The organism is Microbacterium sp. T3-8 (assembly GCF_055398145.1).
In genome coordinates this window covers 2,562,890-2,588,067 of the sequence record NZ_AP027918.1, presented here as the reverse complement: position 1 = coordinate 2,588,067, position 25,178 = coordinate 2,562,890, and the positions used below count along the sequence as shown (strand labels likewise).

Genomic DNA, 25,178 nt, shown 5'->3' with positions numbered 1-25,178 from the left:
GCGTGATCCTTTGGTGAGGTGCTCTCTGTCCGATCAGCGCGGCGGACCGTCGGCGCCCGGATTCTCGGGGAGTTCGTGGTCGCCGCGCGGGGCGGAATCGGACTCCAGCTCTCCACTCGCGCCGCGTCCGCGACGGGTGGTCAGTTCCCCGACCTTGCGACCCGCCCAGCCCACCCCGCGCACCGCCGTGCCGGCCGCGCCCGCGACCGCTGAACCCGCGTAGCGCGCGCCGCGGAGCACGCGGAGTTCGACCTTCTCGGCACCGGCGACGGGTTCGAGCTCGGGCGGGAGGTCGAGGGGAGCGGCGCCGAACGCGCGGTGCGAGGTCGTCAGCACGCGTCGGCCGAGGATGTGGTTGCCCGCGCCGCCGATCGCCGCGCCCACTCCGAACGGCAGCGCCTTGCCCAGGAAGGAGGCGCCGCCGCGCGCGGCGAACTGCTTCACGAACATGCTCTTGAGCTGATCGACGAGCGGTCCGACGGCGGCACGGGGGAGGGATTTCGTCACGAGCTCGCCCCAGTAGGCGTTGCGGGTGCCGCCGCGGCCGGCGACCTGACCGGCGAGCTGTCCGACCAGGTCGACGCCCTCCTTGCCGAGCATCAGGGTCATCACCAGCGCCCGGGCGCGATCGGGGTTGGCGACCGCGATGCCGTGCACTTCGGCGACCGACTGCGCGAACAGGGCGGTCGACTCGACGAAGCCGACCGTCTCGACGCCGGAGAGCGCGAGCGTCACGCCGGTGCCGATCCCCGGTACGACGGCTGTGGCTCCGACCGCTGCCCCACCGGTGGTGACGGCGGCGAGGTAGCGCCGTTCGAGGATCCGTACGATCTCGGCGGGTGACGCATGGGGATTGCGCAGACGGATGCTGCGGATGTGCGCGAGCACGAGCGGGCGCTGGATGGAGAGCACGCGATCGAGGCCACGGACGACGAACGGATGCTCGGGCGATCCCGTCGGAGGGATGCCCTTGTCCCACGGGGCGTCGTCCGGGAGGGAGTGGATCTTGTGCACCTTCGGGGCCATGTCACGATCCTAGGAACCCCGCCCGCGAAAACGCCGGGAGCCGCACCCCTGAGGGTGCGGCTCCCGGCGTTTTTGCTGGAGGCTTTCGACAGCGACTCAGACGAAGAGATTCGCCCGCTCGAGGTCTTCGGCGAAGTCGACCTCGACCGCGTACAGGTCGGAGACGTCCATCGGCTCGAGCAGCAGGCCGTCCTCGGCGATCGCGAGCTCGAGGCCGCGCTCGAAGTAGTCCTGGTCGTCGACGCGCTGCAGCTGGCGCATGAACGCCTTCTTCTGCGCCGACGAGATGTAGTTGATGCCCACGGCCTCGCCGAGGCCGCCGGTGACGGTCTTCGACAGCTCCTTGATGAAGCCCTCGGCCGTGACCGTGTACTTCACCTCTTCGTCGCTGACCTTGGAGGTGTTGACCGTCACGAACGACTGATCGCGCTCGATGAAGGCGGCCGCGCGGCCGAGGATCATCGGGTCGAAGACGACGTCGCCGTTCATCCACAGCACGCCGCCGCGTCCGGTCGCGCCGAGGGCGCGCAGGAGGCTCTTCGACGTGTTGGTCTCGTCGTAGCGCTCGTTGTGCACGTAGTTGGCGGAGGGGAAGGCCTCGATGATGGTCTCGGCGCGGTAGCCGACCACAGTGGTGATGCGCGCGTCGGTGCCGAACGCGGCGCGGATGTTGTCATGCTGCTGGCGCATGATCGTGCGGCCGTCGCCGAGTTCGGTGAGCGGCTTGGGCAGCGAACGGCCCAGGCGCGAGCCCATGCCGGCTGCGAGGATGACGGTCTGAAGAGTCACGAGTGCTCCTTTGGAAGGTGTGTTCATGGCCGGTTAACCAGCCGGACACTTCGTCGTGCCGCGTTCATGCTAGCGATGGACCCTGGGAAACACCGGGTCTCACGGCGCCCGTTGCCGTTTCGTGACCCAGTCCACACCGTATACCCAGGGTCGACGTCGGGGAAGGCGCCCGGGTGATTGTCAGGGTGAATGTTGCGACCGACCCCGGGGAAGTCGGCTCGCGTTGATACCGTAGAACCCGTGACTGCTTCCCCCGACGCCCGCCCCGAAAAGGCGGAAGACCCCACGACCGAATCGAAGGCGACCCCGGAGAAGCGGACGGCGACGTCGAAGCGGGCATCAGCGTCCTCCCCGACGGCGAAGAAGGCCTCCGCGGCCCGCACGAACGCCGCGAAGAAGACTCCCGCAGCTCGCACGCCCGCGAAGCGCCCGAGCACGGCGAAGGCTGCGGCGGAGAGGGCCGCTGCGGGCACCGACGTCGTCATCGAGCCCGTCTCGGCGGCGGGCCCGATCGAGAAGAAGGTTCCCGCGCGGCCGGCTGCCGGAGCGCGTGCCACGACGACGCGTACACCCGCGAAGTCCGCTGCGGCGAAAACGGCCGCAGCCAAGTCGGCGGCGGCGAAGAAGACGACCGCCGCGAGCACGACCGCTGCGGCGAAGACCACGGCAGCGAAGACAGCGGCCGCGAAATCGGCTGCAGCGAAGACTACGGCGGCGAAGTCGACGGCGGCGAAGACCGCTGCGGCGAAGACCGCGGCGACGAAGGCTCAGGCGGCGAAGTCGACGGCACGCACCGCCGCATCACGCGCCGCTTCCACTCGCACGACCGCGGCGAAGACTGCCGCCGCGAAGACCGCTGCGGCGAAGGCGGCCGCGGCGAATGCGGCTGCGGCTGAGTCCGCGGAGGTCGCCGAGCCGAAGCCGCAGGCTCCCGTCACGATCGAGTCGACCCGGATCGACCCGCCTGAGGCGGTGGTCGAGGTCGACGGGACGGCCGGTGCCGGAGCGACTGTCGGCCTCGACGAGGTGATCGTCGAGCCTGAGATCGCTGAGGCGGAGATCGCTGAGACGGAGGTCGTCGAGCCCGAGGTCGTCGAGCCCGAGGTCGTCGAGCTCGAGATCGCTGAGGCGGAGGTTGTCGAGCCGGAGACCACCGAAGCCGGGCCCGAGGTCGAGGCCACGGACGTCCGGTCCGAGGCATCCGCCGTCGCCGCGGAATCGGCCGCCCCCGCTGCGTCGGACGTCGAGGCTCTGCACATCCGCGGGCTCGTCAAGCATTTCGGTGACAATCGTGCCGTGCACGGCATAGACCTGTCTGTGCCGGCAGGCTCCTTCTACGGCATCGTCGGACCCAACGGAGCCGGTAAGACGACGACGCTGTCGATCATCGCGGGGCTGCTGCGCGCCGACGCCGGGAGCGTCGTGATCTGCGGCATCGACCAGGCGACGAACTCGCAGGCGGCGAAGCGAGTGATGGGCGTCCTCCCCGATCGCCTGCGCACGTTCGACCGTCTGACCGGCCGTCAGCTCCTCTACTACTACGGCCTCCTGCGTGGCCTGGCCTCCGACGTGATCGAGAAGCGCGTCGCCGATCTCGCGCGCGCCTTCGATCTGGGGGATGCGCTCGGTCGCGTCGTCTCGGACTACTCGGCGGGTATGACCAAGAAGGTCATGCTCGCGGGGGCGATGATCCATTCGCCGCGCGTGCTCGTGCTCGACGAGCCGTTCGAATCGGTCGACCCCGTCTCCTCGGCGGTGATCCTCGACATCCTGCGGGCGTACGTCGCGCACGGCGGCACCGTCATCCTGTCGAGCCACGGGATGGATCTCGTGGAGCGGGTGTGCTCGCGCGTCGCGATCATCGTCGACGGCGAAGTGCTCGCCGAGGGGACGATCGACGAGGTGCGGGCGGGTCAGACGCTCGAAGCGCGCTTCGTCGAGCTCTCCGGCGGTATCGGAGAGGTGGAGGGGCTCGAGTGGCTGCACACGTTCTCCGACTGAGGCTCGCCCTTCTGCTCGGATCGCTGCGCGGCGAGCGCAGGACGCGGTCGATCCTGTCCTTCCTCGTCGTCGTGGCGATCACGGTCGTCGTCTGCACCTCGGTGCTCAGCCTCTCCGGCGCACCGCTCGGGGTCGCCCGCACGGTCACCGTCCTCGGCGGCGCCGCGATCCTCCTCGGCTTCCTCATCGGCCCGATCCTCGTGGGAGCCGTGGACCAGCTCGATCCTCGCCGCTTCGCCGTCTTCGGCGTCGACGAGCGTCAGATGCCGTGGATCCTCGTCGTCGCGTCGCTGATCAGCGTCCCGAGCCTGGCTCTCCTGGCCGTGTACCTCAGCGTCGGCATCGTGGCGGTGCAGCTCGGCGTCGCGTGGCCGCTCGCGGTCGGGATGACGGTGGTGGGCATCGTCAGCACCATCCTGGTCGCGCGCATCGGCATGGCGGTCAATGCGCTGCTGCTGCCCGAACGGCGCTCGCGCGAGCTCACGGCACTGTTCGTGCTCGCGCTGCTCGTCGTCGCGTTCCCGGTCGCCGTGTTCCTCGCGTCGTTCCGGTGGGACGGGGAGGTGCCGGCATCCCTGATCTCGCTGACGGGAGTGATCTCCCTCACCCCGCTCGGAGCGGCACCCGGCGCGCTGTTCCAGGCGCCCGAGAGCTCGACGGCGTGGCTCATCGGCCTCATCGCCGTCGTGACCCTCGCGGGGCTCTGGGTGGTGTGGGAATGGCTGGTCCGCCGCCTGCTCACGACGACCGAGCGCCCCGTGGCCGCGCGCGAACGCACCGGTCTCGGGTGGTTCGCCCTCCTGCCGTCGACGGCCTTCGGAGCCATCGCCTCGCGCAGCCTCGTGTACTGGCTGCGCGACCGCCGCTACATCGTCAACGTGATCGTCGTCCCGGTCGCGGGCGTCCTCACGGTGCTCCCGCTCCTGGTCGCCGGGGTACCGCTCGAGATCGCCGCCCTCGTGCCGGTTCCCGTGATGGCGCTCTTCTTCGGATGGCTGCCGCACAACGACGTCGCCTACGACTCGACGGCCCTGTGGACGCACGTCGCCAGCGGCGTGCGCGGGCTGCCCGATCGGCTCGGGCGCCTGGTCCCCGTTCTCCTGGTGTCGATTCCGGTCCTGGCGATCGCCGTTCCGCTCACGCTCCTCGTCATCGACGACTGGCATCTGCTGCTGCCGCTGATCGGCCTCGGATCCAGCCTGCTGCTCTCGGCCCTCGGTCTGTCGAGCATCGTGTCGGTCGTCGCGCCGTACGCGGTGTCGCGCCCGGGCGACAGTCCGTTCCAACAACCGCAGCGTCCGACGTCGCGCGGCGCCTACGGGCCGGCCGTCGCGTTCCTCGGGGCGATCCTCGTCAGCGGTCCGGTCATCTGGCTCTTCGCCTCGAACCTCCTCTCGGGGGAGCAGCAGGCGATGGCGACGTTCTGGGCCGGCCTCGGCACCGGCGTCGGTGTCTTCGTCATCGGAGCGGTCGTCGGCGGCCTCATCTTCGAACGCAGCGGAGAACGCCTCATGGAGTTCGTCGAGACCGCGTGACGCCGCCCCGCGCACGCGTGGACGCGGCTAGACTCACGGGATGAGTACTCCGCTGGACAGCCCCGATCAGGGCGGCGTGGCAACGCTTGATCGCGAACTGGAAGAGCTCCTCCGAGAGGAGAATCTCGAGCCGGGTGACCACGAGCGTTTCTCGCATTACGTGAAGAAGGACAAGATCCTCGAGTCGGCGATCACCGGCAAGCCGGTCCGCGCACTCTGCGGCAAGAAGTGGACGCCGGGGCGCGACCCCGAGAAGTTCCCGATCTGCCCGACGTGCAAGGAGATCTACGAGTCGATGACGCGCTGACCGCGCGGGCGCGATCTCACTCCACGTCGATGTAGACGGTGGGGATGGCCGGGTCGGACTTGCTCAGCGCGAGCGCGCGCACCGGCAGTTCCTCGCGGACGCGGAGGTGATGCTCGCGGGCGGATGCCGTTCCCGCGGCGCCCTCGTGCGCGGAGTCGATCTCGCCGTTGTCGATGAACGTCACCTGGAGCGGGCGCCCCCCGACGGAGGATGCCGGCCCGTCCAGCTTCTCGAAGCCGTCGGCGACGAGAACCTCCTCCGCGGTGGCGACGCCGTCCTCGAGGCGACGGAACGCGGCTTTGCGGCCGCCGTGCGACGCCTTGTCCGCGGAAGCCTTGGCGACGCCGATCCACGAACCCGTGGCATCCTGTCGGGCGACGAGCTTGTAGACCATGCTGGCCGTCGGATATCCCGATCCCGTGACCACCGACGTACCGACGCCGTAGGCGTCGACGGGCGACGCGGCGAGGGCCGCGATGGCGTACTCGTCGAGGTCGCTCGTGACCGTGATGCGGGTCTCGGTGGCCCCGAGGGCGTCGAGCTGCTCGCGCACGGCGGCCGCCACGGTGGGCAGGTCTCCGGAGTCGATGCGCACCCCGCCGAGGCCCGTGCCGGCGACGCGGATCGCCGTCTCCACGCCCGTCGGGATGTCGTAGGTGTCGACGAGCAGCGTGGTGTCGGTTCCGAGGCTCTCGATCTGCGACCGGAAGGCCTCTTCCTCGCTGTCGTGGAGCAGGGTCCAGGAGTGCGCGGCGGTGCCCATCGTCGGGATGCCCCACGTGCGGCCGGCCTCGAGATTGCTCGTCGACCGGAACCCGGCGATGTAGGCGGCACGGGCGGCCGCGACGGCCGACCGCTCGGCGGCGCGTCGCGATCCCATCTCCGCGAGGGGGCGCTCGCCCGCCGCGATGCTCATGCGCGAGGCGGCCGTGGCGACGGCCGAGTCGTGGTTGAGCACGCTCAGCGCCAGCGTCTCGAGCACGACCGCGTCGGCGAAGCTGCCCTCGACGGTGAGGATGGGGGAGCCGGGGAAGTACAGCTCGCCCTCGCGGTATCCGCGAATGGACCCGGTGAACCGGTAGTCCTCGAGGTAGCGCAGGGATGCCGCATCGACCACGTCGTTGTCGCGGAGGAAACGAAGCTCGTCGTCACCGAAGCGGAAGTCGCGCACCAGGCTGAGCAGGCGCCCGGTGCCGGCGACGACCCCGAACCGGCGTCCGCCCGAGAGGCGGCGTGAGAAGAGCTCGAACACGCTCGGGCGCGATGCGGTCCCGTCGCGCAGCGATGCGGCGAGCATCGTGAGTTCGTAGCGGTCGGTGAGCAGCGCCGTCGACGAGGTCATGCGCTCAGTTTAGTGAGCGCGGCTCACCTGCGGCCGTGTCGTCGCGACTAGGCTGGGTAGTCATGAACGACGCGCCGATCGGTATCTTCGACTCCGGTGTCGGCGGGCTCACGGTGGCGCGGGCCATCCGCGCCCAGCTGCCCCGCGAGTCGTTCGTCTACGTCGGCGACACCGCCCACTCGCCCTACGGGCCGAAGCCCATCGCCGATGTGCGCCGCTACTCGCTCGAGGTGCTCGACACGCTCGTCGACCAGGGCGTGAAGATGCTCGTGATCGCCTGCAACACGGCATCCTCGGCCATGCTCCGCGATGCGCGCGAGCGCTACGACGTGCCGGTGGTCGAGGTCATCGGGCCCGCGGTTCGGCGGGCCGTCTCGACGACGCGCAACGGACGCATCGGCGTGATCGGCACGGTCGGCACGATCGGCTCGCGCGCGTACCAGGACATGCTCGAGGTCAACGAGCGGCTGCAGGTGTTCACCGCGGCCTGCCCGCGCTTCGTCGAGTTCGTCGAGGCGGGCATCACCGGCACCCCGGAGGTGCTCGCCGTCGCCGAGGAGTACCTCGCGCCGCTGCGCGAAGCGGAGGTCGACACGCTCGTGCTCGGCTGCACCCACTACCCGTTCCTGCGCGGCGCCATCAGCTACGTGATGGGCGAGGGCGTGACGCTCGTGTCGAGCGATGACGAGACGGCCGGCGACGTCTACCGTCAGCTCGTCCGCGGCGATCTGCTCGCCCCGCCCGACGCGACCGCGCGGTACGTGTACGAGGCCACGGGCGACTCCGCCTCGGACTTCACCGCGCTCGCGAACCGCCTGATGGGTCGCGAGGTGCGCGACGTGCAGCTCGTCCAGACCGGCGTCATCCCCCTTCCCGACTCCCTCTCCGAGCCGCGCTGAGCGGTACCCCTCTCCCCGAAACGAAGGAAGCCCATGTCTGACATCGTGCGTGCCGACGGCCGCTCCACCGACCAGCTCCGCGAGGTCACGATCGAGCGCGGATGGAGCTCTCAGGCCGAGGGGTCCGCGCTGATCAGCTTCGGCGGGACGAAGGTGCTGTGCACGGCATCCTTCACGAACGGCGTTCCGCGCTGGCTCACCGGCAAGGGCAAGGGGTGGGTCACCGCCGAGTACGCCATGCTCCCTCGCGCCACGAACAGCCGCAACGACCGCGAGAGCGTGAAGGGCCGCATCGGCGGGCGCACCCACGAGATCTCCCGCCTGATCGGGCGCGCGCTGCGTGCGGTCGTCGACACCAAGGCGCTCGGCGAGAACACGATCGTGATCGACTGCGACGTGCTGCAGGCCGACGGCGGAACGCGCACTGCGGCGATCACGGGCGCGTACGTCGCCCTCGCCGACGCGATCGAGTGGGGCCGTGAGAAGAAGTTCATCGGTCGCAATTCCACCCCGCTGCTCGACTCGGTCGCCGCGGTGTCGGTCGGGATCATCGATGGAGAGCCCATGCTCGATCTGGCATACGTCGAGGACGTGCGCGCGGAGACCGACATGAACGTCGTCGTCACCGGCCGCGGTCTGTTCGTCGAGGTGCAGGGCACCGCCGAGGGTGCGCCCTTCGACAAGCGCGAACTCGACGCGCTGCTGCAGCTCGGCGTCGACGGCTGCGCGACCCTCACCGAGCGGCAGATCGCCGCGCTGGCGGCCGAGTGACGATGAAGGTCGTCCTGGCCACGCACAACCCGCACAAGGTCGCCGAGTTCCAGCAGATCGTCGCCCGGGTGCGCCCCGACCTCGAGGTCGTCGGCTACGACGGACCCGAACCGGTCGAGGACGGAGTGACCTTCGCCGACAACGCGCTGATCAAGGCTCGAGCCGCGGCTGCGCACACCGGACTTCCGGCGCTCGCCGACGATTCGGGAATCTGCGTCGACGTGCTCGGCGGCTCGCCGGGCGTGTTCTCCGCCTACTGGGCGGGGCAGAAGAAGGATGCCGTCGCCAACCTCGAGCTGCTGCTCGATCAGCTGCGCGACATCGCCGACCCGCATCGCGCCGCGCACTTCACCTCGACGATCGCGCTCGTCTCACCCGACGGTGCCGAGAAGGTCGTCACCGGTATCTGGCCCGGGCGGCTCGCGCACGCCGCCTCCGGCGGGGGCGGGTTCGGGTACGACCCCATCTTCATCCCCGACGGTCAGCCGGCGGGGGAGGAGCGCTCGGTCGGGGACTTCACTGACGAGGAGAAGCAGGCGCAGTCCCATCGCGCCCGCGCGTTCGAGGAGTTGGCGCCGCTGCTCGCCGACCTCTGAGCCACCGTCCGGCGCAGCGCGTGATGAGACTGGTTCTCGTTACCCTTCCCGACTAGCGAAATCGCGGCTGAACGGCTGATTCCGCGCTTAGCCTGGAGGCATGCACGATCACGCTCCCGCTGCCGGCGGCATCCGCTCGGCCGGTCACCGGCGTCTTCTGACGATCTCGCTGTGCCTCACCGCGACGATCATGGTGGTGCAGGTGGTCGGCGCTCTGCTGACCGGTTCGTTGGCGCTCCTGGCCGATGCCGCGCACATGTTCACGGACGCCTCGGCACTCGTGATCGCGCTCATCGCCGCGGCGGTGGCCGCGCGCCCCGCCGACGACCGTCGCACGTTCGGATATCAGCGGGCCGAGGTCTTCGGCGCGCTGATCAACGCGATCATCTTGATCCTGCTCGCGGGGTGGGTGGGGTTTGAGGCCGTCGGCCGCCTGATCGACCCGGGCGAGGTCGAGGTGGCGGGTCCGCTAATGCTCGCCGTCGCGGTGGTCGGTCTGCTGGCGAACGCTGTTTCGATGTGGCTGCTCAGTCGGGCGCAGCGCACCAGCATCAACGTGCGCGGGGCGTACCTCGAGGTGATGGGAGACCTGATCGGCTCGGCGGCCGTGATCGTCGCGGCGATCGTGATCGTGGCGACGGGCTGGATGCCGGCGGATGCCATCGCCTCGATGTTCATCGCGATCCTCATCATCCCGCGGGCGATCTCTCTGCTGCGGGAGGTCTTCTCGGTGCTCTCCGAGTCGGCGCCGAAGGGGATGGCGGTGGCCGACATCCGCTCGCACCTGCTCGGCTACGACGGTGTGGTCGGGGTGCACGACGTGCACGTCTGGCAACTGACCCGTGGCGCGCCGGTGTTCAGCGCGCACGTGCTCGTCGACCCGGCGATCCTCGCCGACGGACGATCGACCAGGCTCCTCTCGGAGATGCAGGGATGCCTCGCCGAGCACTTCGACGTCGAGCACTCGACGTTCCAGATCGAACCGGCGGAGCAGTCGGACTGCGAGCCGCACCACGCCTGAGGGTCAGCTCTCGCGTACGACCTCATCGGGCGATTTGTCGGGGCGCAGTCCCCGCCAGCGCGCGTGCCGCAGCACCCCGTCCGGCGTCCAGTTCGCGAATTCCACCTCGCCGACCACTTCCGGGCGCACCCAGAGCGCGTCGGAGGCGTCGGGCGCGGGAACCCCGTCGAGGGGTGCGGTCTTCGTGCGCAGCGGCTCGAGCAGGTCGAGCAGATCGCGCAGGATGCGCTCGGTGAACCCGGTTCCGACCCGGCCGACGTAGCGCAGGGGCGAGCCGGGGGAGTCGTGCACCGCGAGCAGGAGCGAACCGAGCGTTCGCTCGCGATCGCCCTTGCCCGGACGGATGCCGACGATCACCGCCTCCTGCATGCGGGTGTGCTTGAGCTTGAGCCAGGAGGGCGAGCGCGTGCCGGGGCGGTAACGCGAGTCGCGGTCCTTGACGACGACGCCTTCGAGACCGAAGTCGTCGCTCGCGGCGAGAGCGTCATCGACGTCGTCGAACACGGGCGGCACCTGCACCGGCGCGTCGAGGTCGGCGATCAGGTCATCGAGCAGTGTGCGCCGCTGGTGCAGGGGGATGCCGGTGAGATCGTGGCCGTCGAGGCGCAGCAGGTCGAAGAGCATGTACACGATGGGCGTGCGCACGACCTCCCGTTCGATCTCGCGCGCGCGGGTGAGGTGCATGCGGTTCTGCAGCCGCGAGAAGCTCGGACGGCCGTCATACTCGAAGGCGACGATCTCTCCGTCGACGACCGCGTCCGCCGCCGGCAGGAACGGGGCGCCGTCGCTCGTGAGCTCCGGGTAGCGCGCGGTGATATCGGTGCCTCGGCGGGCGTGCAGACGCATCCGTCCGTTCGACCAGGTGCCCATCGCGCGGATGCCGTCCCATTTCACTTCGGCCCAGGCGGGATCGCTCAGGCGGCGCGCGAGTGCGGGGGTGCCGTGCTCGGCGAGCATCGGCTCGAAAGTCGGGAGCGTCGCCTCCGGATCGAGCGCGATGGGAGAGGCGCCGCGGCTGCTCGGCCGGTGTCGCTCCGCCTTCGACTGGGCGGCTGGCGGGGAAGTCGGGGCCGGGGCATCCGCCGGGTGCAGCGCCGCCATCGGGTCGATGCCGGCTGCCGCGCGCTCCAGCACCTCGTCGAGGTCGAGCTGTGCGAGCTCGGGGTCGTCGAGCTCGTCCCAGGTGCGGGGAGCCGCCACCCATGGCCGGGCGCGGCCGCGCAGCGAGTAGGGCGAGATCGTCGTCTTCTTGCCGTTGTTCTGACTCCAGTCGAGGAACACTCGACCGCCCCGCACGGCCTTCGACATGGTGGCGGTCGCGAGGTCGGGGTGCTCGTTCTCGATGAGCCGGGCGAGTTCCTTCACGACCATCGAGATCTCGGCGCTCGTCTGCTCGCCGGGGAGCGCCGCGTACAGGTGGATGCCCTTGCTGCCGCTGGTCACCGGCACCGGATCGAGTCCCATCCCGGTCAGGATGCCGCGGGCGAGACGGGCGACGGCCGCGCACTGCGCGAGTCCCACGCCGGGGCCCGGGTCGAGGTCGAGCACCAGGCGGTCGGGTCGCCCGGGCAGTCCGTCGGATCCGAACCGCCACTGCGGTACGTGCAGCTCGATCGCCGCGACCTGCGCCAGCCACACCAGGGTCGGCACCTCGTCGACCAGCGGATACTCCTTCGGGCCGTCGGAGTGCACGATCGCCTGGCGGGGAATCCACTCGGGTGCCCCGCGTTCGAGCTGCTTCGTGAAGAAGGCATCGGCCGGGGCATCCGCCGTCCCCACACCCTCGACCCAGCGCTTGCGGGTCACGGGGCGACCGCCGAGCAGAGGCAGCAGCTGCGGCGCGATGGCCGAGTAATAGGCGAAGATCTCGCCCTTCGTCGTACCGGTTTCGGGATACACGACCTTGTCGAGGTTGGTCACGCGCAGGCGGCGTCCTTCGACCTGCACGATCCGACCGTCGACGACCATGGGGCCAGCGTAGTCAAGGGCTGGTCTCGGCCGGTGCCGCTGGTGTTCACTGGGGTCATGAGAACGATCTGGAAGGGCGCGGTCACGTTCGGGCTCGTCAACGTGCCGGTGAAGGTGTACTCCGCCACCGAGGACCACGACGTTCCGCTGCACCAGGTGCACGACGCGGACGGGGGACGCATCCGCTACCAGCGCACGTGCGAGGTCTGCGGTGAGACGGTGGCCTACTCCGACATCGATCGCGCCTACGTCGACGAGGGGCACACCGTCGTGCTCACCAAGGACGATCTCGCCGCTCTCCCGTCCGAGAAGAGCCGCGAGATCGATGTCGTGGAGTTCGTGCCCAGCGACCAGGTCGATCTGCTCACCCTCGACAAGCCGTACTACCTCGAGCCGGATTCGAAATCCCCCAAGGCTTACGTGCTGCTGCGCAAGACGCTCGAGCAGAGCGAGCGCACCGCGATCGTGCGCTTCACGCTCCGGCAGAAGACCCGTCTCGCCGCGCTGCGGGTGCGCGGGGACGTGCTCGTGCTGCAGACGCTGCTCTGGGCCGACGAGGTGCGCGAGGTCGACTTCCCTTCGCTGCACGAGGACGTGTCGATCTCGAAGAAGGAACTCGAACTGTCGGCATCGCTGGTCGAGAGCTACTCGAGCGACTTCGACCCCGAGGAGTTCGTCGACGAGTACCAGAAGGAGCTGCGCACGCTCATCGACGCCAAGATCGATGCGGGCGAGGGCTTCGACGTCGCCGACACCTTCGGCGAGGCGGAGGGAGCGGAGAAGGGCGGCGAGGTCATCGACCTCATGGAGGCCCTGCGCGCCAGCGTCGCGAAGTCCAAGGAACAGCGGGCGAAGGGCTCCGCGGAGAAGTCCGGCGGTGACGGGAAGGATGCCGACGCCGGGAAGTCGGCCGCGAAGAAGCCCGCCGCGAAGAAGGCGCCGGCGAAGAAGAAAGCGGGCTGACGGCCGCGCCCGCTTTCAGCCCGCGTCGTCAGTGCTTGCCGTCGCCGTCCAGGTCGGGCGCGCGGTCGAAGACCTCGGGATCGAGCGTGAGGGCCTCCGCCTCGGCCGCGTCGGTGACGACGTCGTGGCCGGCCTCGGCTTCCTTCTTGGCCTTGTACCGCTCGCGGAGGTAGTGCCAGAGCGTGACCAGAGCAGTGCCGCCGACGGCGGCGAGCAGGATCAGGTCGATGTAGCTCTCGACGAAGTCCGCCACGGGCGGGATGAACCCGATGGCGTAGCCGAACATCGTGAGACCGAAGCCCCAGAGGATGGCACCGATGAGGTTGTAGAGCGTGTACTTGCGCCACGGCATGTGTCCGACGCCCGCGGCGACCGGGGCGAACGTGCGCACGATCGGCACGAAGCGGGCGAGGATCACGGTGATGCCGCCGAAGCGCTCGAAGAACGCGTTCGTACGCTCGACGTTCTTCTTGCTGAAGAGGCCCGATTCCTTGCGCTCGAAGACGGCCGGACCGCCCTTGTGGCCGATCACGTAGCCGACCTCGCCGCCGACGAACGCCGAGAGACCGATCAACAGCGCCACGAACCACACGTTGATGCCGAAGACGCCGTGCTCGGAACCCGCGATCGGGTGCGACAGCAGACCGGCGATCACGAGCAGCGTGTCACCCGGGAGCAGGAAGCCGACGAGCAGTCCGGTCTCGGCGAAGACGATGAAGCACACCACGAGCAGAGCCCACGGACCCGCCGTGCCGATGATCGTGGCCGGGTCGAGCCAGGGGATGAGCGCGGCGTGATGCATGAGTGTCCCGTCGTGGTGCGATGGTGCGGCGGTCGAGCAGCCGAACGCGCGAATGCGCTCGTCCTGTGCGGAAGGTGGGACTTGAACCCACACGCCCTGGGGCACAGGAACCTAAATCCTGCGTGTCTGCCAATTCCACCACTCCCGCGCGGTGCTCACAGTCTACCGAGCGGAGGCCTCCGCTTTCCCGGGAGAATCCGGTACAAGGAGAGGGCGGGGATCGCTCGATCCGTCGGGTGACTCGACCGTCCGATCGATGGTCGCGTGACCATCCCCGCGGCGATCCGGGCACCGGGGGCTCCGAGGGGTCGGAGGCTACGTCTTCAGTGCAGCACGAGGGCCGTTCCGAGGTCGTTCCGTCTTCGCTGTGGATAACTTCCGCGCCGTTCTCGCGATTCTTGCGAGGATGCTCGGCGTGAATCCTCCCTCTCTCGCCGTGGCCGATCGTGTGCGCCTTCGTCTGCGCAGCGACGGCACCGACCCCTCGATCGATCCCGATGCCGTCCGTCGGATCACCGAGGCCGAGGTCCGCAGGCACAACGACCTGGCACTCGCCCGAGGGCAGGAACTCATCGACGACGAGGCGCGCTCGGTCCGCGATGTGCTCGCGGCGGTCAGCGGGTACGGGGCGTTGCAGCCCTTGCTCGACGATCCGGGGATCGAGGAGATCTGGGTGAATGGGGGAGACCAGGTGCACATCGCCCGGGGCGGAGTGGCCGAGCGCGTCGATCTACGGCTCGGCGAGACGGTCGTGCGCGACCTCGTCGAGCGGATGCTGCAATCCACCGGTCGCCGCGTCGACATCAGCCAACCGTTCGTCGACGCCTCGCTGCCCGACGGCTCCCGTCTGCACGTCGCGATCGCCGATGTGGTGCGCGGCGGGTGGGCGGTCAACATCCGAAAGTTCCTGCCCGGGCATCGGACTCTCGATGCGCTCGCTGCGCAGGGGGCGCTCCCCGTCGATCTCGCGAGATTCCTCGGCGATGAGATGCGTGCGGGGCGGAGTGTGATCGTCTCCGGGGCGACGCATGCGGGCAAGACCACGATGCTCGGCGCCCTCCTGGCCGCCTGCGCCGATCTGCAGCGCATCGTCACGGTCGAGGAGACCTTCGAGCTCTCGGTCGACGGACCCGATCTCGTCGCGCTGCAGGGGCGCCAGGCGAGTCTGGAGGGCTCCGGTGAGATCACCCTCCGCAGGCTCGTGAAGGAAGCCCTCCGCATGCGTCCCGATCGGCTGGTCGTCGGAGAGGTGCGCGATGCCGAGGCGCTCGACCTGGTGCTGGCGCTCAACACCGGGGTGCCGGGAGCGGCGACCGTGCACGCGAACTCCGCCGACGATGCACTCGACAAGCTCACGATGCTGCCTCTCCTGGCCGGGCGGAACATCGACCGCTCCTTCATCGTGCCGGCGCTCGCCGCGTCCGTCGATCTCGTGGTGCACTGCGTGCGCGATCCGGAGGGCGGACGACGGGTACGCGAAGTCATCGCCCCGACCGGTGAGATCGCCGACGGACGGATCGCCACCCGCGTCATCTACTCGGACCCCGGGCGCGGCACCGCTCTGCGTACCCCGGGGCGCGACTCGTGACGCTGTTCCTCGGCGCCCTCCTGGCCGCAGGAGCGCTGCTGTGCCTTTCGCCGTGGCTGTGGCCGCCGGGCGCGCCGAAGAGCACGACGCCCCGTCGGGGGCATCTCACTCGGCTCGTCGCGGAGGCGGGGATCGGCGCGCTGACGCCGCGAGCGGTGCTCACGGGCATGATCGCGGCGGCGCTCGCCGCGGCGGCTGCCGCCTGGCTCATCTCCGGTCTTCCGGTTCTGGCGCTCCTCGCCGGGCTCGCAGCGGGCTCGGCGCCGATCGGGTACCTGCGAGGGCGTCGACTGCGTCTGCGCCGTCTTCGCCGCCAGCTCTGGCCGGACGTATGCGATCTGCTCATCGCGTCGATCCGCGTCGGTCTGTCCCTCCCCGATGCGGTCGGAGCGCTGGAGGACTCCGCGCCGGCGATGCTGCGACCGGCGTTCGCGGTGTTCGCGCACGATGTGCGGGCGACGGGGCGGTTCGAGACGAGCCTCGATCGCCTCAAGGACACGCTCGCCGACCCCATCGGGGACCGCATCATCGAGACCCTGCGCATGGCCCGGCAGGTGGGTGGTAGTGAGCTGACGGGCGTGCTCCGCGCGCTCGCCGCCTCTGTCCGTGCCGATGCCGCGCTCCGCGGCGAGGTCGAGGCGCGCCAGTCATGGATCCGCGGGGCCGCCGTGCTCGGCGCGGTGGCGCCATGGGTGATCCTCGGCCTGCTGGTGATGCGGCCCGAGGGCGCCGAGGCCTACGGCACGCCCGAGGGTGTGCTGGTGATCTGTCTTGGAGCCGCCGTGTCGACCGTCGCCTTCCGCGTGATGGTCCGGATCGGACGCCTGCCCGAGCCTCGTCGGTGGTTCGGATGAACGTCGGGTCGTCGATCGCGATCGCCGCACTGCTGGGTGGGATGTTCGGACTCGGCATCCTGGGCATCCTCTCGGTCGTGCCGCGCTGGGGTGCCGCATCCCTGGCCGTGCGGATCGCTCCGTACGTGCGCGACGTCGTGGACGATGCCGACCTTCCACTCTCGGCGCTCCCGTCGATCGCCCTGCTCCCCACGGGGAGGCGCTCACCCTGGCAGCATCTCCTCGTTCTCTTCGAGAGGGTGCTCGGCGGGGGAGAAGCGCTCGCTCGTCGCATCGCGCAGTCGGGCGCGCGTGTCACTCCCTCGGGATTCCGGGCTCGCCAGCTCGGATGGATCGTCGGGGGGATCGGCGGCGGCGCGCTGGTGATCGTCGTCCTCGTGCTCACCGGCCGCATGACCGCCCCCGTGGCCATCCTTCCGCTCCTCTGCGGAGGCGCAGCCGGAGCCCTCTACGACATGCAGTTGTCCACTCGGGTCAAGGCGCGACGCACCCGCCTGACCGACGAGCTTCCGACGACGCTCGAGTTCCTCGCCCTCTGCCTGTCCGCCGGCGAGGGATTCCTCGACGCTCTGCGGCGGGTGTCATCGGTCGGATCCGGCGAGCTCACCGGCGAGTTCCGGCAGGTCGTCCTCGCGGTCGGCACCGGGTCCCCGCTGGCGGAGGCGCTGAGCGAGACCGCCGCACGACTCCAGCTGCCGGGCCTCTCGCGCGCGATCGATCAGGTGATCGCCGCACTCGAGCACGGCGCACCCCTCGCCGCCGTCCTGCAGGCGCAGGCGGGCGACGCCCGCGAGGACGCCAAGCGGATCCTCATCGAGCAGGCCGGGCGAAAGGAGATCCTCATGCTCCTGCCGCTCGTCTTCCTGATCCTGCCCCTGTCGGTCTTCTTCGCGATCTACCCCGGACTCTTCATCCTCCGGCTCGGCATCGGCTGAGCTCCCACGAAAGGAAACCCATGAACCCGATCCTTCCCCTCCGCGTCCGCGCGACCCGGTGGATGCGCGCGCTCGCGCACGATGACCGCGGCGATGTGCCCGGCTGGGTGCTCGTGACGCTCATGACCGCCGGCCTACCAGTCATAACCTAAGTAGCGTTTTGAGGTGCGTAGCCGCACTAGACGTGGCATCAACGACGATGCACGCGCAGTCGACGTGCGCGCGTGCGCGCGTATACGCGCGCGCAAGGCGGATTCGACCGTGCCACACAGTCGCAGGGTGGGGCCGAGCCCTAATCCACCGTATCCATGTCCTGCTTCGCGGCCTGTCGGTACGTTTTCGTCGCGTCCGCGAGAGTCTTGAGCCTGTCGCGAATTTTGTCGAGGTCGTCTCGCAACTCTTCCGGCGAACGGGCGTCTGCGAGTACGCCGAATGTGCCTACGGTGAGCGCCAGCATCATGGCCGCGCCCCCGGCCTTTTGTGCTTCCGCGGCTGAGGCATCTGAGCCCACGAGAGCAACATCTGCCACGAACTCCTTCGGCAATTCAGGAACCGTGAAGTCCCGCTTAGAAGGGTCGTCGCCGAGCTGGATGTCTACGGTGACTCTAGCTAGGACTCCGCTGGCGGCGTCCTCCAACTCTTCTAGTCGTGTCAGGAGTCGCGAGTGTGCGGCGCGACGGTCTGCCTTCCATGCCTCGCGCGACTGCCGCTTGTGGTCCTGCTCGGCCTGCTCGCGCGCGTGACTGTTTGCAATCTCAAGTAGACGTTCCTGGTGACCGCGCTCAGCCTCGGCGTCTAGCCGTCGGCTTTCGTCGGCGCGCTCCGCGGCGCTCGTATTGAAACGCTGTTGCAAGATAAGTGACACGGACGTGATGGCGGCAGGTACGCCAGCTACAAGCAATGCTGCCCACCATTCCATGCTGCTACCGCCTTTCGAACTGAGCGCTGGGAACGTGCGTACATTGAGCGAGGCGAACCGCTTCTACCGTCTGGTGTGTCATATCGCGCACTCTATCGACCTCTGGTCGCGAGGGAGCACGTCGGTAGGGTGGCGGCGTGATCATATCTGCCGCCGCGGCGAATACTCCCTCCGCTCTCGACCCGACGCTCCAAATCCTCCTGACGGTGTTCGGTGCCGCACTGGTGACTGCCTTGGCGGGCTTCGCAGGTGCGTGGCTTCAAGGCCGGAGGGAGCACGCGCGATGGGTTCGCGAGCGCCGATACGACGCGTACGTCGGAGCCATGCAGATCGCCGAGCGGTGGCGGCACCTTCGAGCCAAAGGCAACAAGATCATGACCTCCGGCGACTTGGAGAGTCCCGACTCGGCGAAACGACAGAGGGCACTTGCTGACCTAGAGGTGAACATCAAAGATGCAGACAGCCTGACTGCCGATGTTATCGATGCTTCCGCACCGCTCGAATTGCTCGGCCCCCCGTCCATCGTGGACGCGTTCAACGCCTTGACCGACGCTTACGCCTCGGATGAGGAGGACGCATCTACGCTGGCGAGCGAGGCGTTCATCGCCGCGATGCGTAAGACGCTCAAGATCGAGAAGTGACCGACCGCATCCGCATGCCGCCGAAAGTGCCGACCAGGCCCGCGGCTCGCCCGTAATCGCCGCACGCCTCGCGGACCGCGCGAGGGCAGGTCGCGCAGGTACTCGGGCGAACGGTCGCGGGGTCGAGCCCGTCGCACGGCACGCGCTCGCCGCGTTCGGTGGCGCGGAGGAGGGCGACGCCGAGCGTCCGAGCTTCGTCGTTCCCGCGGTACGTCGACAGGCGCGGCTCGCTCGGGTCGCCCACGGGCTCAGTAGTTCGCGCGTTCGAGGAGCGCGCGGAGGCCGTCGAGGTCGAGATGCGCCCATGGTTCCGTGTTCGGGTGCTCGTGGCCTGAGACGGCCCAGCCGTGCACGCCGTCGAGGTCCGGCTCGTACGGGACGCGGCGGCGCATCGCACGGTCGCCGTCGATGAGGTCGAGCACCGCGGAGGCCATTGAGTCGCCGAACTCGCGGGCGCGTTCGCACGTCGGGCAGAGATGCGCGCGCATCTGTCGTCCGACGCCGCCGAGGCTTGCCGGGTACAGGTCGTGCGGTGTCCACGGTGTCGCGGTCCGCTTCGCCATCACGGAGCCGAGCCCGCACCACGCACAGCCGCCTGTTGGGCAGGTGACCGGGCGAGGCGGCATGCGGTCGGCGAGATGGTCGCCGTACTCGTGGCGAATGTCGGCGCGCAGGTCGGGGTTCACATGTAGCCACGGCTCGGTGGCGGCAGTCCCGCGCGTGGCGTCCTCCGCGCGAACCGGAGCGAACTGCCGGTGCCAGGATGCGGCCGCTCCGTGCGAGGAGAGCCGGTCGAGGAGTGACAGCAGGCCGTCGGCGCTGTAGGTCTCGGCGGGCTTCACGCCGATGGCGGCGAGTGCTCGGAACGCTGAGGAGATGCGGTGCTGTCCGATGCTCGGCGAGCCGATCATGCGGCGGATGCTCGGGTGTGCGTCCAGGGTGCGGGCGGCGTGTGCATCGAGGTCGGCGCACGTGGGGCACTGTCCGAACGTGACTTCGGATAATCCTTCGATCAGCCGTCCCCGTGGGTCCATGCGCCCGGTGACGGTGAACGTCGTTCGAGGTGTGTCGGGGCCGCACGGGGTGCCGCAGTCCTTGCACGCGACGTGTTCGGCGTCGGGCAGGTGGTGGATGCCGAGGGGGAGGGGGCGGGTGTCGGGCGTGGTGGTCGTGGTCATGGTGTGGGCTCTCTCAGAATCGGCGGAGTTCGTCGGGGGTTAGGTCTTGCCAGCCGAGGGCGCGGGGCGCTTTGGCCTCGGAGGGCGTCTCGGCGGGTTTCGGGGGCGGCGTCGGTGCGGCGGCGGCGCGTCGGCGGGCGGCGCGGGCTCGCTTCGCTTTGGCTTCACGCTCCGCGCGCTCTTGCTCGGCGCGGCGCTCCGCGGAGGCGGCGAGTTCGGCGCGGAGGAGGGCATGCGACCAGGATTCGCCGCGGTATCGACGCTCAGGCATGGCGGGGCCGTCGGTCGAGGCGGTCGCCGCACACGGCGTGCGCGCCGCGGAAGCAATACGCGCCGGGGGCGGCGTCATGCTCGGCGCACGAGATGGCGAGGGCGGCGGGCATGACGGCGCTTCGGCTGAGTTCGCTTGCGAGCCTCGTGACGGCGGCGGCATCTGGCGTGCGGTCGTGTCCGAGGTCGAGGGCCGCGAGGCTTCGGCTCTTGCCCTGGTATCTGCCCGTGACGATTTCGCGGTAGGCCGTCTCGGTCTTGTCGAGGAGGTCGTCGGAGATGTGGCCGGGGTGCCGCGCGAGGTGGATGCGTTCGCGGTCGTTGTCGGCGGTGCGGTGACTCATGGTCGGCTCCAGTCGTAGGCGGTGTGGTTCTCGGGGATCGTGGCGAGGGCATCGGCATGCGCTTCGGCGGCGAGGAGTTCGGCGGCGGCGGCGAGGCCGGGCACGGCGCGCTCGCCGGTCGCGCGGGCGTCGAGACTCGGGTGTGTCGGTGGTTGGGTGTACACGTCCGTGCCGGTGATCGGTCGGGAGGAGCGGCGAGTCTCGGCGAGTGCCAAGCGCTCGCGAACGTCAGCGAGGTGAGCCGCGCGGGCGGCGGCACGGTCGGCGGCGACGCGCTCAGCGGTCACGGCACGCGCCCGCGCCTCACGTTCGGCGAGGGTCGGCGGGGTGCGGCGGATCATCGCCATGACAGTCCCCACGACGACACGGGCCGATGCGTGCGCACGAGTTCTTCGAGAGCCGCATGGGTGAGGGCGCGGCGCTCCTCGGGCGTGGCGTCCGGCGGGTACGGCGACGGCGTGTCGATGCCCAGCGCCTCGCGCTTTCTCGCGAGTCCGGCGAGTGCGGCGAGTGCGGCATCTACGGTTCCTTGCGGTCGGGGGTGGATGCCGAGAGCGTCACGGATGCGGGCCGGGTCGCGGCGCGCGGGTCGGATCATCATGCGAGGAGTTCCCTTCGTTCGGTCGGGCTGAGGAGCGCGGCACCGCCGTCGCGCATCGTCGCCGCGATACGGGCCGCGCTCTCGGGGGACAGGCCGAGGGCATCGCGGCCACGGGCTGCGGCGCGTTCGGACGCGGCGAGCGTCGCGAGGATCGACATGCGGGGCGTGCCGCGGTTGTTCTGGACGCCGTGCCGGTCAAGGTAGCGGGACAGGAGTTCGCACCGGGCCTCGGCTCTCGCCCACGCTGTGAGAGCGAACGCGAACCGGTCGAGGGCGAGGTACGGCGCGGCATCTACGGCGGCTTGCGCGTACTCGGCGGCGAGCGGGTCCACGACGCCGGGAGAGTGCGCGCCGTGGGTCACCGCGGCAGTGTTGCCGGGCTCAAACGGCGGGCGGCTCCAGTCTTCTCCGGCGGTGTTCGGGTCGGGGGTCATGACAGGCTCCAGCCGGTCGGGGTAGCCGGATCGAGGGCAAACATCGGTTCGGGCTCCGGGGCAGGATCGGGGCGAACGGGCACGGCTCGCTCCGGCTTGCGAATCGGCGTCAGGGCGAGGCCGGTGACGGCGCGACGCTCGGGGGCGTGTTCGGCGTCCGTCGCGGCTCGGCAGAGGTCGCACGCGGGCGAGTAGTCGGCTAGGTCGAGCGAGTACGACACGCGGCGGCGCTCGCTGTTCGTGCCGGTCACGCGGTCGCCGTCGGGAGCGATGCAGGCCCAGCCGGTCGATCGCCGACCGCATCGGAAGCACGGCAGGCCAGTCGCGGAGCCTCGCGCTCGCCGCAGACGGGCGTGGATGGCTCCGTACGTCGGCACGTCCGCGGCGTACGCGGTCGCCCTGACCACGAGACGACGGAACGCACCACGATTAACCCGCCGTGAGGGCGTCAGCGAGCGAACGGGGGTGGGTCGGTGTGAATGGTCGTGCGGGGCGCTCATCGCGTCTGAGGGCCGCACAGCGGCTCGGCCTCGTGCGCGCGGCGTTTCGAGCGCTACGCGCGCGACGGTCTGGAGGGGCGAGGGTGCGGTCATCGTTCGGTGTCCTCGGGGCAGTCGTCGCACGGCGGGGTCGTCGCGGTGACGGTGTAGGCGTTCAGCACGTGCCACACGTCGTAGATCGCATCCGCGCCGTACGCGTCGAGGTGAGCCATCACGGCGGTAGCCATCTCGGCCCATGACGCTTCGCGGGTCATCGCTCCCACCTCGCTACGGCGGCGGCGAGGTCGTCACGGTTCGCGAGCAGGGTGAGCCCGAGGGGGAGGTTTCCGGGCATCTCGGCGCGGGCGGCTTCGATGATCGCGGCGGCGCTGTATCGACCGCCGAGGCGTCGGGACAGGGCTTCGACCGCGGCGGGGTCGAGTGTCGCGAGGGCGGCGGCTCGGAGAGCACGCTCAGCGTCAGCGGTGGCGGTGACGGATGCCTCGGCGGCGAGTCGTGCATCTCGGCATCCGATGCAGGGTGGCGGCTCGGCTATGCCGCGGTGTCGAGGGCATCGAGCATCGGCAGGGGGCGCGCTCGTGCGCGTCTCCTCCTCAGTGTCTCCTGTCTCCTCCTCAGGTGCAGGCTGAGCCTGCATTGTGAGCCGGGCTGAGCCTGCATCGTTGCCGGGCCGAGCCTGCATCGTTGCGTCATCCATCGGTGCAGGCTGAGCCTGCACCGATGCTCGGTCTAGGTGGAGCGCGTATCGCGTGTTGCGGCCTGGTGCCGCTCTGACCGCTCGGGAGACGATGCCCTCGGCGGTCAGTCGCCGCATGGTCGTGCGCACGGCCTCGCGTGCGGCTCGGCGGACGCGAGCCGCTTCGGGTGTGCCGTCGTCCGCGGGTAGCACGTGCCCGATGGCCTCTGCGAGCGGTTCCCAGCCTGCCCAGTACGCGGGATGCTCGGCGCTGTCGAGTGCGGAGAGGGCCATGCGGACGAGCACCGCCCGCGGGTTACCGTCGAGCCCGTTCGCGGCGGCGGTAGCGAACGCCGCGAGAGCGAGTCTCGCGCCCATCACGCACCGCGCAGGCGGGCGGCGAGGCGGGCGCATTGCTCATCGGTCAGCGGCGGCGCGGTCGAGAGTGCGCGGGCGATGGCGGCGGCGATGTTCGCTTCGGCGAGGTCGCGGCGACGGTCGGCGATGACCTCGGGCGGTTGCTTCGAGCGGGCGGCTGAGGCGAGGCGCTGTTTCGCGGCGTTGGGGGCGGTGAGAGGTGCCGACATGCGGGGCTCCGAGCGCGCCTCGTGCCCTAGGTGCGCGTGTAGGTTCCCGGCTGGTTGTTACCGGTGTCGATGCTCGGATGTCGGCTTACTCTTCGATCCTATCTCAGTGGAAGGAAAATGATTACTGATCAGGGGAAACCCGAACCGCGGTTAGCCTACGGGAGCGGCCTCGACGGGGATGTCGCGCCACGCGAACGCCATACGATCGAGGTCGGGAATCGGCTTGCCGTCGGCATCACGAGGACGGCGACCGGGGCGAGTCTTGCCGATGGTCACGGCGAGGCCCAGGTCTTCGATCACGCGGCGCTTTTCGAGGAGCGGCATCCGACGCCAGCGCGTCGGGATCGACCGGGCGAGCGCGAGGTCGGTGAGCGGGCTCTCACGCCGCATCGCGCTCAGGCGCTTCTCCAGAGTCTCGATCTTGTCGGCGAGTGCGAGCCCACGCTGTCGAGCCTCGGCGCGGGGGAGAGCGCCGTCAGCCACGAGGCCGATGAGGGCGCGGTGACGTTCGCGGAGCGTGTCGAGTTCGGCGACCACGGGCGCGGTGTTGGGCTCGGCGCGGAGGTCTTTCAGCACGCGCTTATCGCCGAGCCGCGCGAGCACGATGCCATTCACGACGGGCTCCACGTCCGCGGCTTGGATCGACACGCACCAATTCGCCGTACAGGCGTACACCTGCCGCCCCCGGTCGGGCCGCGCCAGCATCCGACCGCCACACACGCCGCACACGAGGAGGCCGCTCAGGAGGTGCTTCGTCGCCGTGCTCCACGCGCCCTCACGGGTTCGACCGTCGCGCATCGCGAGATAGTCGCTCCACGTGCGCGAGTCGATCAGCGGCTCCCACGTCGGCTCGGCGTCGATACGTTCGCCGAGGTACGTCACGATGCCCGCGTAGTGCTCATTGCGGAGGAGTTGCTGAACGCGCCGCATCGACCACGTGGTGCGCTCGCCCTCGGCGGCGTTGGTGTCGTGCGTCGGCACGCCGCGGGCGTTCAGGTCGTTCGCGATGGCGTAAAGGCTCTCCCCGGCGTTGTACCGGTGGTAGCACTCGCGCACGATGTCGGCCTCGTGCGGCACGGGCACGATCCGCCCGTCGATGCGGTCGTAGCCGAACGGGCGGCGGGAGAACTGCCAGTGCCCGGCCTCGGCGCGCTGACGGTTCGCGGCATACTGTCGTTCGGCTTTCTGCTCGCCCTCGTACTGCGACCACGCCGCGACTGTGCGAGCGACCGCGCGACCGGCAGGTGTCGAGAGGTCTAGACCGCCCTTCGAGGAGGTCACGAAATGCACATCGACGCCGAGGTCGATCACGCGCTCCAGGTCACTCGTGAGGCGGAGGAGGCGGTCTTGGTGCCACGAGATGATCACCTCGGGGTGCGCGGCGAGCATCGCCTCAAACGCGGGGCGGCTCTTGCCGTTCGTCGCCGAGATGTCGTTATCGGTGTACACCTGCACGACGCGGAGGCCGAGGCGCGCGGCGAGGTCGCGGCACTCGGGGAGTTGCCGATCAACGCCGAGCATCTGCCCGGTGCGGTCCTGAGAGATGCGGAGGTAGATCACGCACGTGTCCGGGCCGAGGTGGTCGAGCGGGCTCGTGGGTCGCCTACGTCGTGTTGCCATGTGTGAATAAT

At 69.8% G+C, this 25,178-nt stretch carries 28 protein-coding genes and 1 tRNA gene; 12 read left to right on the top strand and 17 right to left on the bottom strand.

Going from position 1 to position 25,178, the window contains the following annotated elements; translation table 11 throughout:
- Positions 1 to 33: 33 nt before the first annotated feature.
- On the bottom strand, positions 34 to 1,026 hold the full coding sequence (locus ACZ5Y9_RS12410; protein ID WP_464471472.1) for a hypothetical protein: 993 nt from the start codon (positions 1,024 to 1,026) through the stop codon (positions 34 to 36).
- Between the two features lie 96 nt (positions 1,027 to 1,122).
- The gene (locus ACZ5Y9_RS12405; RefSeq protein WP_247624803.1) at positions 1,123 to 1,815 is read right to left on the bottom strand and encodes a phosphocholine cytidylyltransferase family protein; all 693 of its coding nucleotides are present in this window, start codon (positions 1,813 to 1,815) and stop codon (positions 1,123 to 1,125) included.
- 240 nt (positions 1,816 to 2,055) lie between these two features.
- Here ACZ5Y9_RS12405 and ACZ5Y9_RS12400 point away from each other — a divergent pair, with 240 nt between their 5' ends.
- From ACZ5Y9_RS12400 to ACZ5Y9_RS12390, 3 genes are read left to right on the top strand one after another with little or no spacing between them, the layout of a single operon-like run.
- Positions 2,056 to 3,816: an ABC transporter ATP-binding protein gene (locus ACZ5Y9_RS12400; RefSeq protein WP_464471471.1), complete on the top strand. Its 1,761-nt coding sequence runs from the start codon at positions 2,056 to 2,058 to the stop codon at positions 3,814 to 3,816.
- Positions 3,792 to 5,351, top strand: a complete 1,560-nt coding sequence (locus ACZ5Y9_RS12395; RefSeq protein WP_247624801.1) for a hypothetical protein — start codon at positions 3,792 to 3,794, stop codon at positions 5,349 to 5,351. The genes ACZ5Y9_RS12400 and ACZ5Y9_RS12395 overlap by 25 nt, the downstream gene beginning before the upstream one ends.
- A gap of 40 nt (positions 5,352 to 5,391) precedes the next feature.
- Positions 5,392 to 5,658, top strand: a complete 267-nt coding sequence (locus ACZ5Y9_RS12390; RefSeq protein ID WP_247624800.1) for a DUF3039 domain-containing protein — start codon at positions 5,392 to 5,394, stop codon at positions 5,656 to 5,658.
- 16 nt (positions 5,659 to 5,674) lie between these two features.
- Here ACZ5Y9_RS12390 and ACZ5Y9_RS12385 read toward each other — a convergent pair whose 3' ends face one another.
- Positions 5,675 to 7,000 carry a nicotinate phosphoribosyltransferase gene (locus ACZ5Y9_RS12385; RefSeq protein WP_247624799.1) on the bottom strand — a complete coding sequence of 442 codons (1,326 nt, stop codon included), beginning with the start codon at positions 6,998 to 7,000 and terminating at the stop codon, positions 5,675 to 5,677.
- Between the two features lie 62 nt (positions 7,001 to 7,062).
- On the opposite strand from ACZ5Y9_RS12385, the gene murI reads away from it, so the two are divergent.
- The 4 genes from murI (at position 7,063) to ACZ5Y9_RS12365 (ending at position 10,287) form a co-directional block, all read left to right on the top strand.
- A complete protein-coding gene (gene murI, locus ACZ5Y9_RS12380; protein WP_464471470.1) occupies positions 7,063 to 7,899 on the top strand; it encodes a glutamate racemase in 837 nt (278 codons plus the stop codon).
- A gap of 33 nt (positions 7,900 to 7,932) precedes the next feature.
- Positions 7,933 to 8,670 (top strand): ribonuclease PH, encoded by a 738-nt coding sequence (rph, locus tag ACZ5Y9_RS12375; RefSeq protein WP_247624797.1) that lies wholly within the window; start codon positions 7,933 to 7,935, stop codon positions 8,668 to 8,670.
- Positions 8,671 to 8,672: 2 nt separating this feature from the next.
- Positions 8,673 to 9,266, top strand: a complete 594-nt coding sequence (gene rdgB, locus ACZ5Y9_RS12370; protein ID WP_247624796.1) for an RdgB/HAM1 family non-canonical purine NTP pyrophosphatase — start codon at positions 8,673 to 8,675, stop codon at positions 9,264 to 9,266.
- Positions 9,267 to 9,366: 100 nt separating this feature from the next.
- On the top strand, positions 9,367 to 10,287 hold the full coding sequence (locus ACZ5Y9_RS12365; RefSeq protein WP_464471469.1) for a cation diffusion facilitator family transporter: 921 nt from the start codon (positions 9,367 to 9,369) through the stop codon (positions 10,285 to 10,287).
- Between the two features lie 3 nt (positions 10,288 to 10,290).
- Here ACZ5Y9_RS12365 and ligD read toward each other — a convergent pair whose 3' ends face one another.
- Positions 10,291 to 12,255, bottom strand: a complete 1,965-nt coding sequence (gene ligD / locus ACZ5Y9_RS12360) for a non-homologous end-joining DNA ligase (RefSeq protein WP_464471468.1) — start codon at positions 12,253 to 12,255, stop codon at positions 10,291 to 10,293.
- 57 nt (positions 12,256 to 12,312) lie between these two features.
- Between ligD and ku the strand changes: the two genes are divergently transcribed.
- A complete protein-coding gene (gene ku / locus ACZ5Y9_RS12355; RefSeq protein WP_464471467.1) occupies positions 12,313 to 13,218 on the top strand; it encodes a non-homologous end joining protein Ku in 906 nt (301 codons plus the stop codon).
- A 28-nt stretch (positions 13,219 to 13,246) separates the two neighbouring features.
- Here ku and ACZ5Y9_RS12350 read toward each other — a convergent pair whose 3' ends face one another.
- Positions 13,247 to 14,020: a DedA family protein gene (locus ACZ5Y9_RS12350; RefSeq protein ID WP_247624792.1), complete on the bottom strand. Its 774-nt coding sequence runs from the start codon at positions 14,018 to 14,020 to the stop codon at positions 13,247 to 13,249.
- A 66-nt stretch (positions 14,021 to 14,086) separates the two neighbouring features.
- Positions 14,087 to 14,168: transfer RNA gene (locus tag ACZ5Y9_RS12345), tRNA-Leu, on the bottom strand.
- A 267-nt stretch (positions 14,169 to 14,435) separates the two neighbouring features.
- Between ACZ5Y9_RS12345 and ACZ5Y9_RS12340 the strand changes: the two genes are divergently transcribed.
- The 3 genes from ACZ5Y9_RS12340 to ACZ5Y9_RS12330 are packed head-to-tail and all read left to right on the top strand — an operon-like array spanning position 14,436 to position 17,397.
- Positions 14,436 to 15,608 carry a CpaF family protein gene (locus ACZ5Y9_RS12340; RefSeq protein ID WP_247634347.1) on the top strand — a complete coding sequence of 391 codons (1,173 nt, stop codon included), beginning with the start codon at positions 14,436 to 14,438 and terminating at the stop codon, positions 15,606 to 15,608.
- A complete protein-coding gene (locus ACZ5Y9_RS12335; RefSeq protein ID WP_464471466.1) occupies positions 15,605 to 16,462 on the top strand; it encodes a type II secretion system F family protein in 858 nt (285 codons plus the stop codon). Before ACZ5Y9_RS12340 ends, ACZ5Y9_RS12335 begins: the two co-directional genes overlap by 4 nt.
- Entirely contained in the window at positions 16,459 to 17,397 is a 939-nt protein-coding gene (locus ACZ5Y9_RS12330) for a type II secretion system F family protein (RefSeq protein WP_247625320.1), read from the top strand. Before ACZ5Y9_RS12335 ends, ACZ5Y9_RS12330 begins: the two co-directional genes overlap by 4 nt.
- Before the next feature lie 292 nt (positions 17,398 to 17,689).
- Here the strand turns inward: ACZ5Y9_RS12330 and ACZ5Y9_RS12325 are convergent, their stop codons facing one another.
- Entirely contained in the window at positions 17,690 to 18,316 is a 627-nt protein-coding gene (locus tag ACZ5Y9_RS12325) for a hypothetical protein (protein ID WP_464471465.1), read from the bottom strand.
- Positions 18,317 to 18,453: 137 nt separating this feature from the next.
- Between ACZ5Y9_RS12325 and ACZ5Y9_RS12320 the strand changes: the two genes are divergently transcribed.
- Positions 18,454 to 18,957 carry a hypothetical protein gene (locus tag ACZ5Y9_RS12320; RefSeq protein WP_464471464.1) on the top strand — a complete coding sequence of 168 codons (504 nt, stop codon included), beginning with the start codon at positions 18,454 to 18,456 and terminating at the stop codon, positions 18,955 to 18,957.
- 248 nt (positions 18,958 to 19,205) lie between these two features.
- Here the strand turns inward: ACZ5Y9_RS12320 and ACZ5Y9_RS12315 are convergent, their stop codons facing one another.
- The 10 genes from ACZ5Y9_RS12315 to ACZ5Y9_RS12270 form a co-directional block, all read right to left on the bottom strand.
- Positions 19,206 to 20,135 carry a hypothetical protein gene (locus ACZ5Y9_RS12315; protein ID WP_464471463.1) on the bottom strand — a complete coding sequence of 310 codons (930 nt, stop codon included), beginning with the start codon at positions 20,133 to 20,135 and terminating at the stop codon, positions 19,206 to 19,208.
- 263 nt (positions 20,136 to 20,398) lie between these two features.
- Positions 20,399 to 20,749, bottom strand: coding sequence for a hypothetical protein (locus tag ACZ5Y9_RS12310; protein ID WP_464471462.1), 351 nt, complete (start codon positions 20,747 to 20,749; stop codon positions 20,399 to 20,401).
- A complete protein-coding gene (locus ACZ5Y9_RS12305; protein ID WP_464471461.1) occupies positions 20,746 to 21,096 on the bottom strand; it encodes a hypothetical protein in 351 nt (116 codons plus the stop codon). Before ACZ5Y9_RS12305 ends, ACZ5Y9_RS12310 begins: the two co-directional genes overlap by 4 nt.
- Positions 21,087 to 21,350, bottom strand: coding sequence for a hypothetical protein (locus ACZ5Y9_RS12300; protein WP_464471460.1), 264 nt, complete (start codon positions 21,348 to 21,350; stop codon positions 21,087 to 21,089). The genes ACZ5Y9_RS12305 and ACZ5Y9_RS12300 overlap by 10 nt, the downstream gene beginning before the upstream one ends.
- Positions 21,347 to 21,784, bottom strand: a complete 438-nt coding sequence (locus ACZ5Y9_RS12295) for a hypothetical protein (protein WP_464471459.1) — start codon at positions 21,782 to 21,784, stop codon at positions 21,347 to 21,349. The genes ACZ5Y9_RS12300 and ACZ5Y9_RS12295 overlap by 4 nt, the downstream gene beginning before the upstream one ends.
- The gene (locus tag ACZ5Y9_RS12290) at positions 21,781 to 22,035 is read right to left on the bottom strand and encodes a hypothetical protein (protein ID WP_464471458.1); all 255 of its coding nucleotides are present in this window, start codon (positions 22,033 to 22,035) and stop codon (positions 21,781 to 21,783) included. Before ACZ5Y9_RS12290 ends, ACZ5Y9_RS12295 begins: the two co-directional genes overlap by 4 nt.
- Before the next feature lie 338 nt (positions 22,036 to 22,373).
- Positions 22,374 to 22,538, bottom strand: coding sequence for a hypothetical protein (locus tag ACZ5Y9_RS12285; RefSeq protein ID WP_464471457.1), 165 nt, complete (start codon positions 22,536 to 22,538; stop codon positions 22,374 to 22,376).
- Positions 22,535 to 23,338, bottom strand: a complete 804-nt coding sequence (locus tag ACZ5Y9_RS12280; RefSeq protein ID WP_464471456.1) for a hypothetical protein — start codon at positions 23,336 to 23,338, stop codon at positions 22,535 to 22,537. Before ACZ5Y9_RS12280 ends, ACZ5Y9_RS12285 begins: the two co-directional genes overlap by 4 nt.
- The gene (locus ACZ5Y9_RS12275; protein WP_464471455.1) at positions 23,338 to 23,547 is read right to left on the bottom strand and encodes a hypothetical protein; all 210 of its coding nucleotides are present in this window, start codon (positions 23,545 to 23,547) and stop codon (positions 23,338 to 23,340) included. The genes ACZ5Y9_RS12280 and ACZ5Y9_RS12275 overlap by 1 nt, the downstream gene beginning before the upstream one ends.
- Before the next feature lie 150 nt (positions 23,548 to 23,697).
- Positions 23,698 to 25,167, bottom strand: a complete 1,470-nt coding sequence (locus ACZ5Y9_RS12270) for a recombinase family protein (protein ID WP_464471454.1) — start codon at positions 25,165 to 25,167, stop codon at positions 23,698 to 23,700.
- Between the last annotated feature and the right edge of the window lie 11 nt (positions 25,168 to 25,178).

Coding starts and splice junctions, on each gene's coding strand:
- ACZ5Y9_RS12315 (WP_464471463.1), bottom strand. CDS start 20,135: ATGACCACGACCACCACGCCCGACACCCGCCCCCTCCCCCTCGGCATC.
- ACZ5Y9_RS12350 (WP_247624792.1), bottom strand. CDS start 14,020: ATGCATCACGCCGCGCTCATCCCCTGGCTCGACCCGGCCACGATCATC.
- rdgB (WP_247624796.1), top strand. CDS start 8,673: ATGAAGGTCGTCCTGGCCACGCACAACCCGCACAAGGTCGCCGAGTTC.
- ACZ5Y9_RS12300 (WP_464471460.1), bottom strand. CDS start 21,350: ATGATGATCCGACCCGCGCGCCGCGACCCGGCCCGCATCCGTGACGCT.
- ACZ5Y9_RS12390 (WP_247624800.1), top strand. CDS start 5,392: ATGAGTACTCCGCTGGACAGCCCCGATCAGGGCGGCGTGGCAACGCTT.
- rph (WP_247624797.1), top strand. CDS start 7,933: ATGTCTGACATCGTGCGTGCCGACGGCCGCTCCACCGACCAGCTCCGC.
- ligD (WP_464471468.1), bottom strand. CDS start 12,255: ATGGTCGTCGACGGTCGGATCGTGCAGGTCGAAGGACGCCGCCTGCGC.
- ACZ5Y9_RS12385 (WP_247624799.1), bottom strand. CDS start 7,000: ATGACCTCGTCGACGGCGCTGCTCACCGACCGCTACGAACTCACGATG.
- ACZ5Y9_RS12280 (WP_464471456.1), bottom strand. CDS start 23,338: ATGGGCGCGAGACTCGCTCTCGCGGCGTTCGCTACCGCCGCCGCGAAC.
- ACZ5Y9_RS12365 (WP_464471469.1), top strand. CDS start 9,367: ATGCACGATCACGCTCCCGCTGCCGGCGGCATCCGCTCGGCCGGTCAC.
- ACZ5Y9_RS12275 (WP_464471455.1), bottom strand. CDS start 23,547: ATGTCGGCACCTCTCACCGCCCCCAACGCCGCGAAACAGCGCCTCGCC.
- ACZ5Y9_RS12310 (WP_464471462.1), bottom strand. CDS start 20,749: ATGAGTCACCGCACCGCCGACAACGACCGCGAACGCATCCACCTCGCG.
- ACZ5Y9_RS12325 (WP_464471465.1), bottom strand. CDS start 18,316: ATGGAATGGTGGGCAGCATTGCTTGTAGCTGGCGTACCTGCCGCCATC.
- ACZ5Y9_RS12410 (WP_464471472.1), bottom strand. CDS start 1,026: ATGGCCCCGAAGGTGCACAAGATCCACTCCCTCCCGGACGACGCCCCG.
- ACZ5Y9_RS12330 (WP_247625320.1), top strand. CDS start 16,459: ATGAACGTCGGGTCGTCGATCGCGATCGCCGCACTGCTGGGTGGGATG.
- ku (WP_464471467.1), top strand. CDS start 12,313: ATGAGAACGATCTGGAAGGGCGCGGTCACGTTCGGGCTCGTCAACGTG.
- ACZ5Y9_RS12285 (WP_464471457.1), bottom strand. CDS start 22,538: ATGACCCGCGAAGCGTCATGGGCCGAGATGGCTACCGCCGTGATGGCT.
- ACZ5Y9_RS12305 (WP_464471461.1), bottom strand. CDS start 21,096: ATGGCGATGATCCGCCGCACCCCGCCGACCCTCGCCGAACGTGAGGCG.
- ACZ5Y9_RS12295 (WP_464471459.1), bottom strand. CDS start 21,784: ATGACCCCCGACCCGAACACCGCCGGAGAAGACTGGAGCCGCCCGCCG.
- murI (WP_464471470.1), top strand. CDS start 7,063: ATGAACGACGCGCCGATCGGTATCTTCGACTCCGGTGTCGGCGGGCTC.
- ACZ5Y9_RS12270 (WP_464471454.1), bottom strand. CDS start 25,167: ATGGCAACACGACGTAGGCGACCCACGAGCCCGCTCGACCACCTCGGC.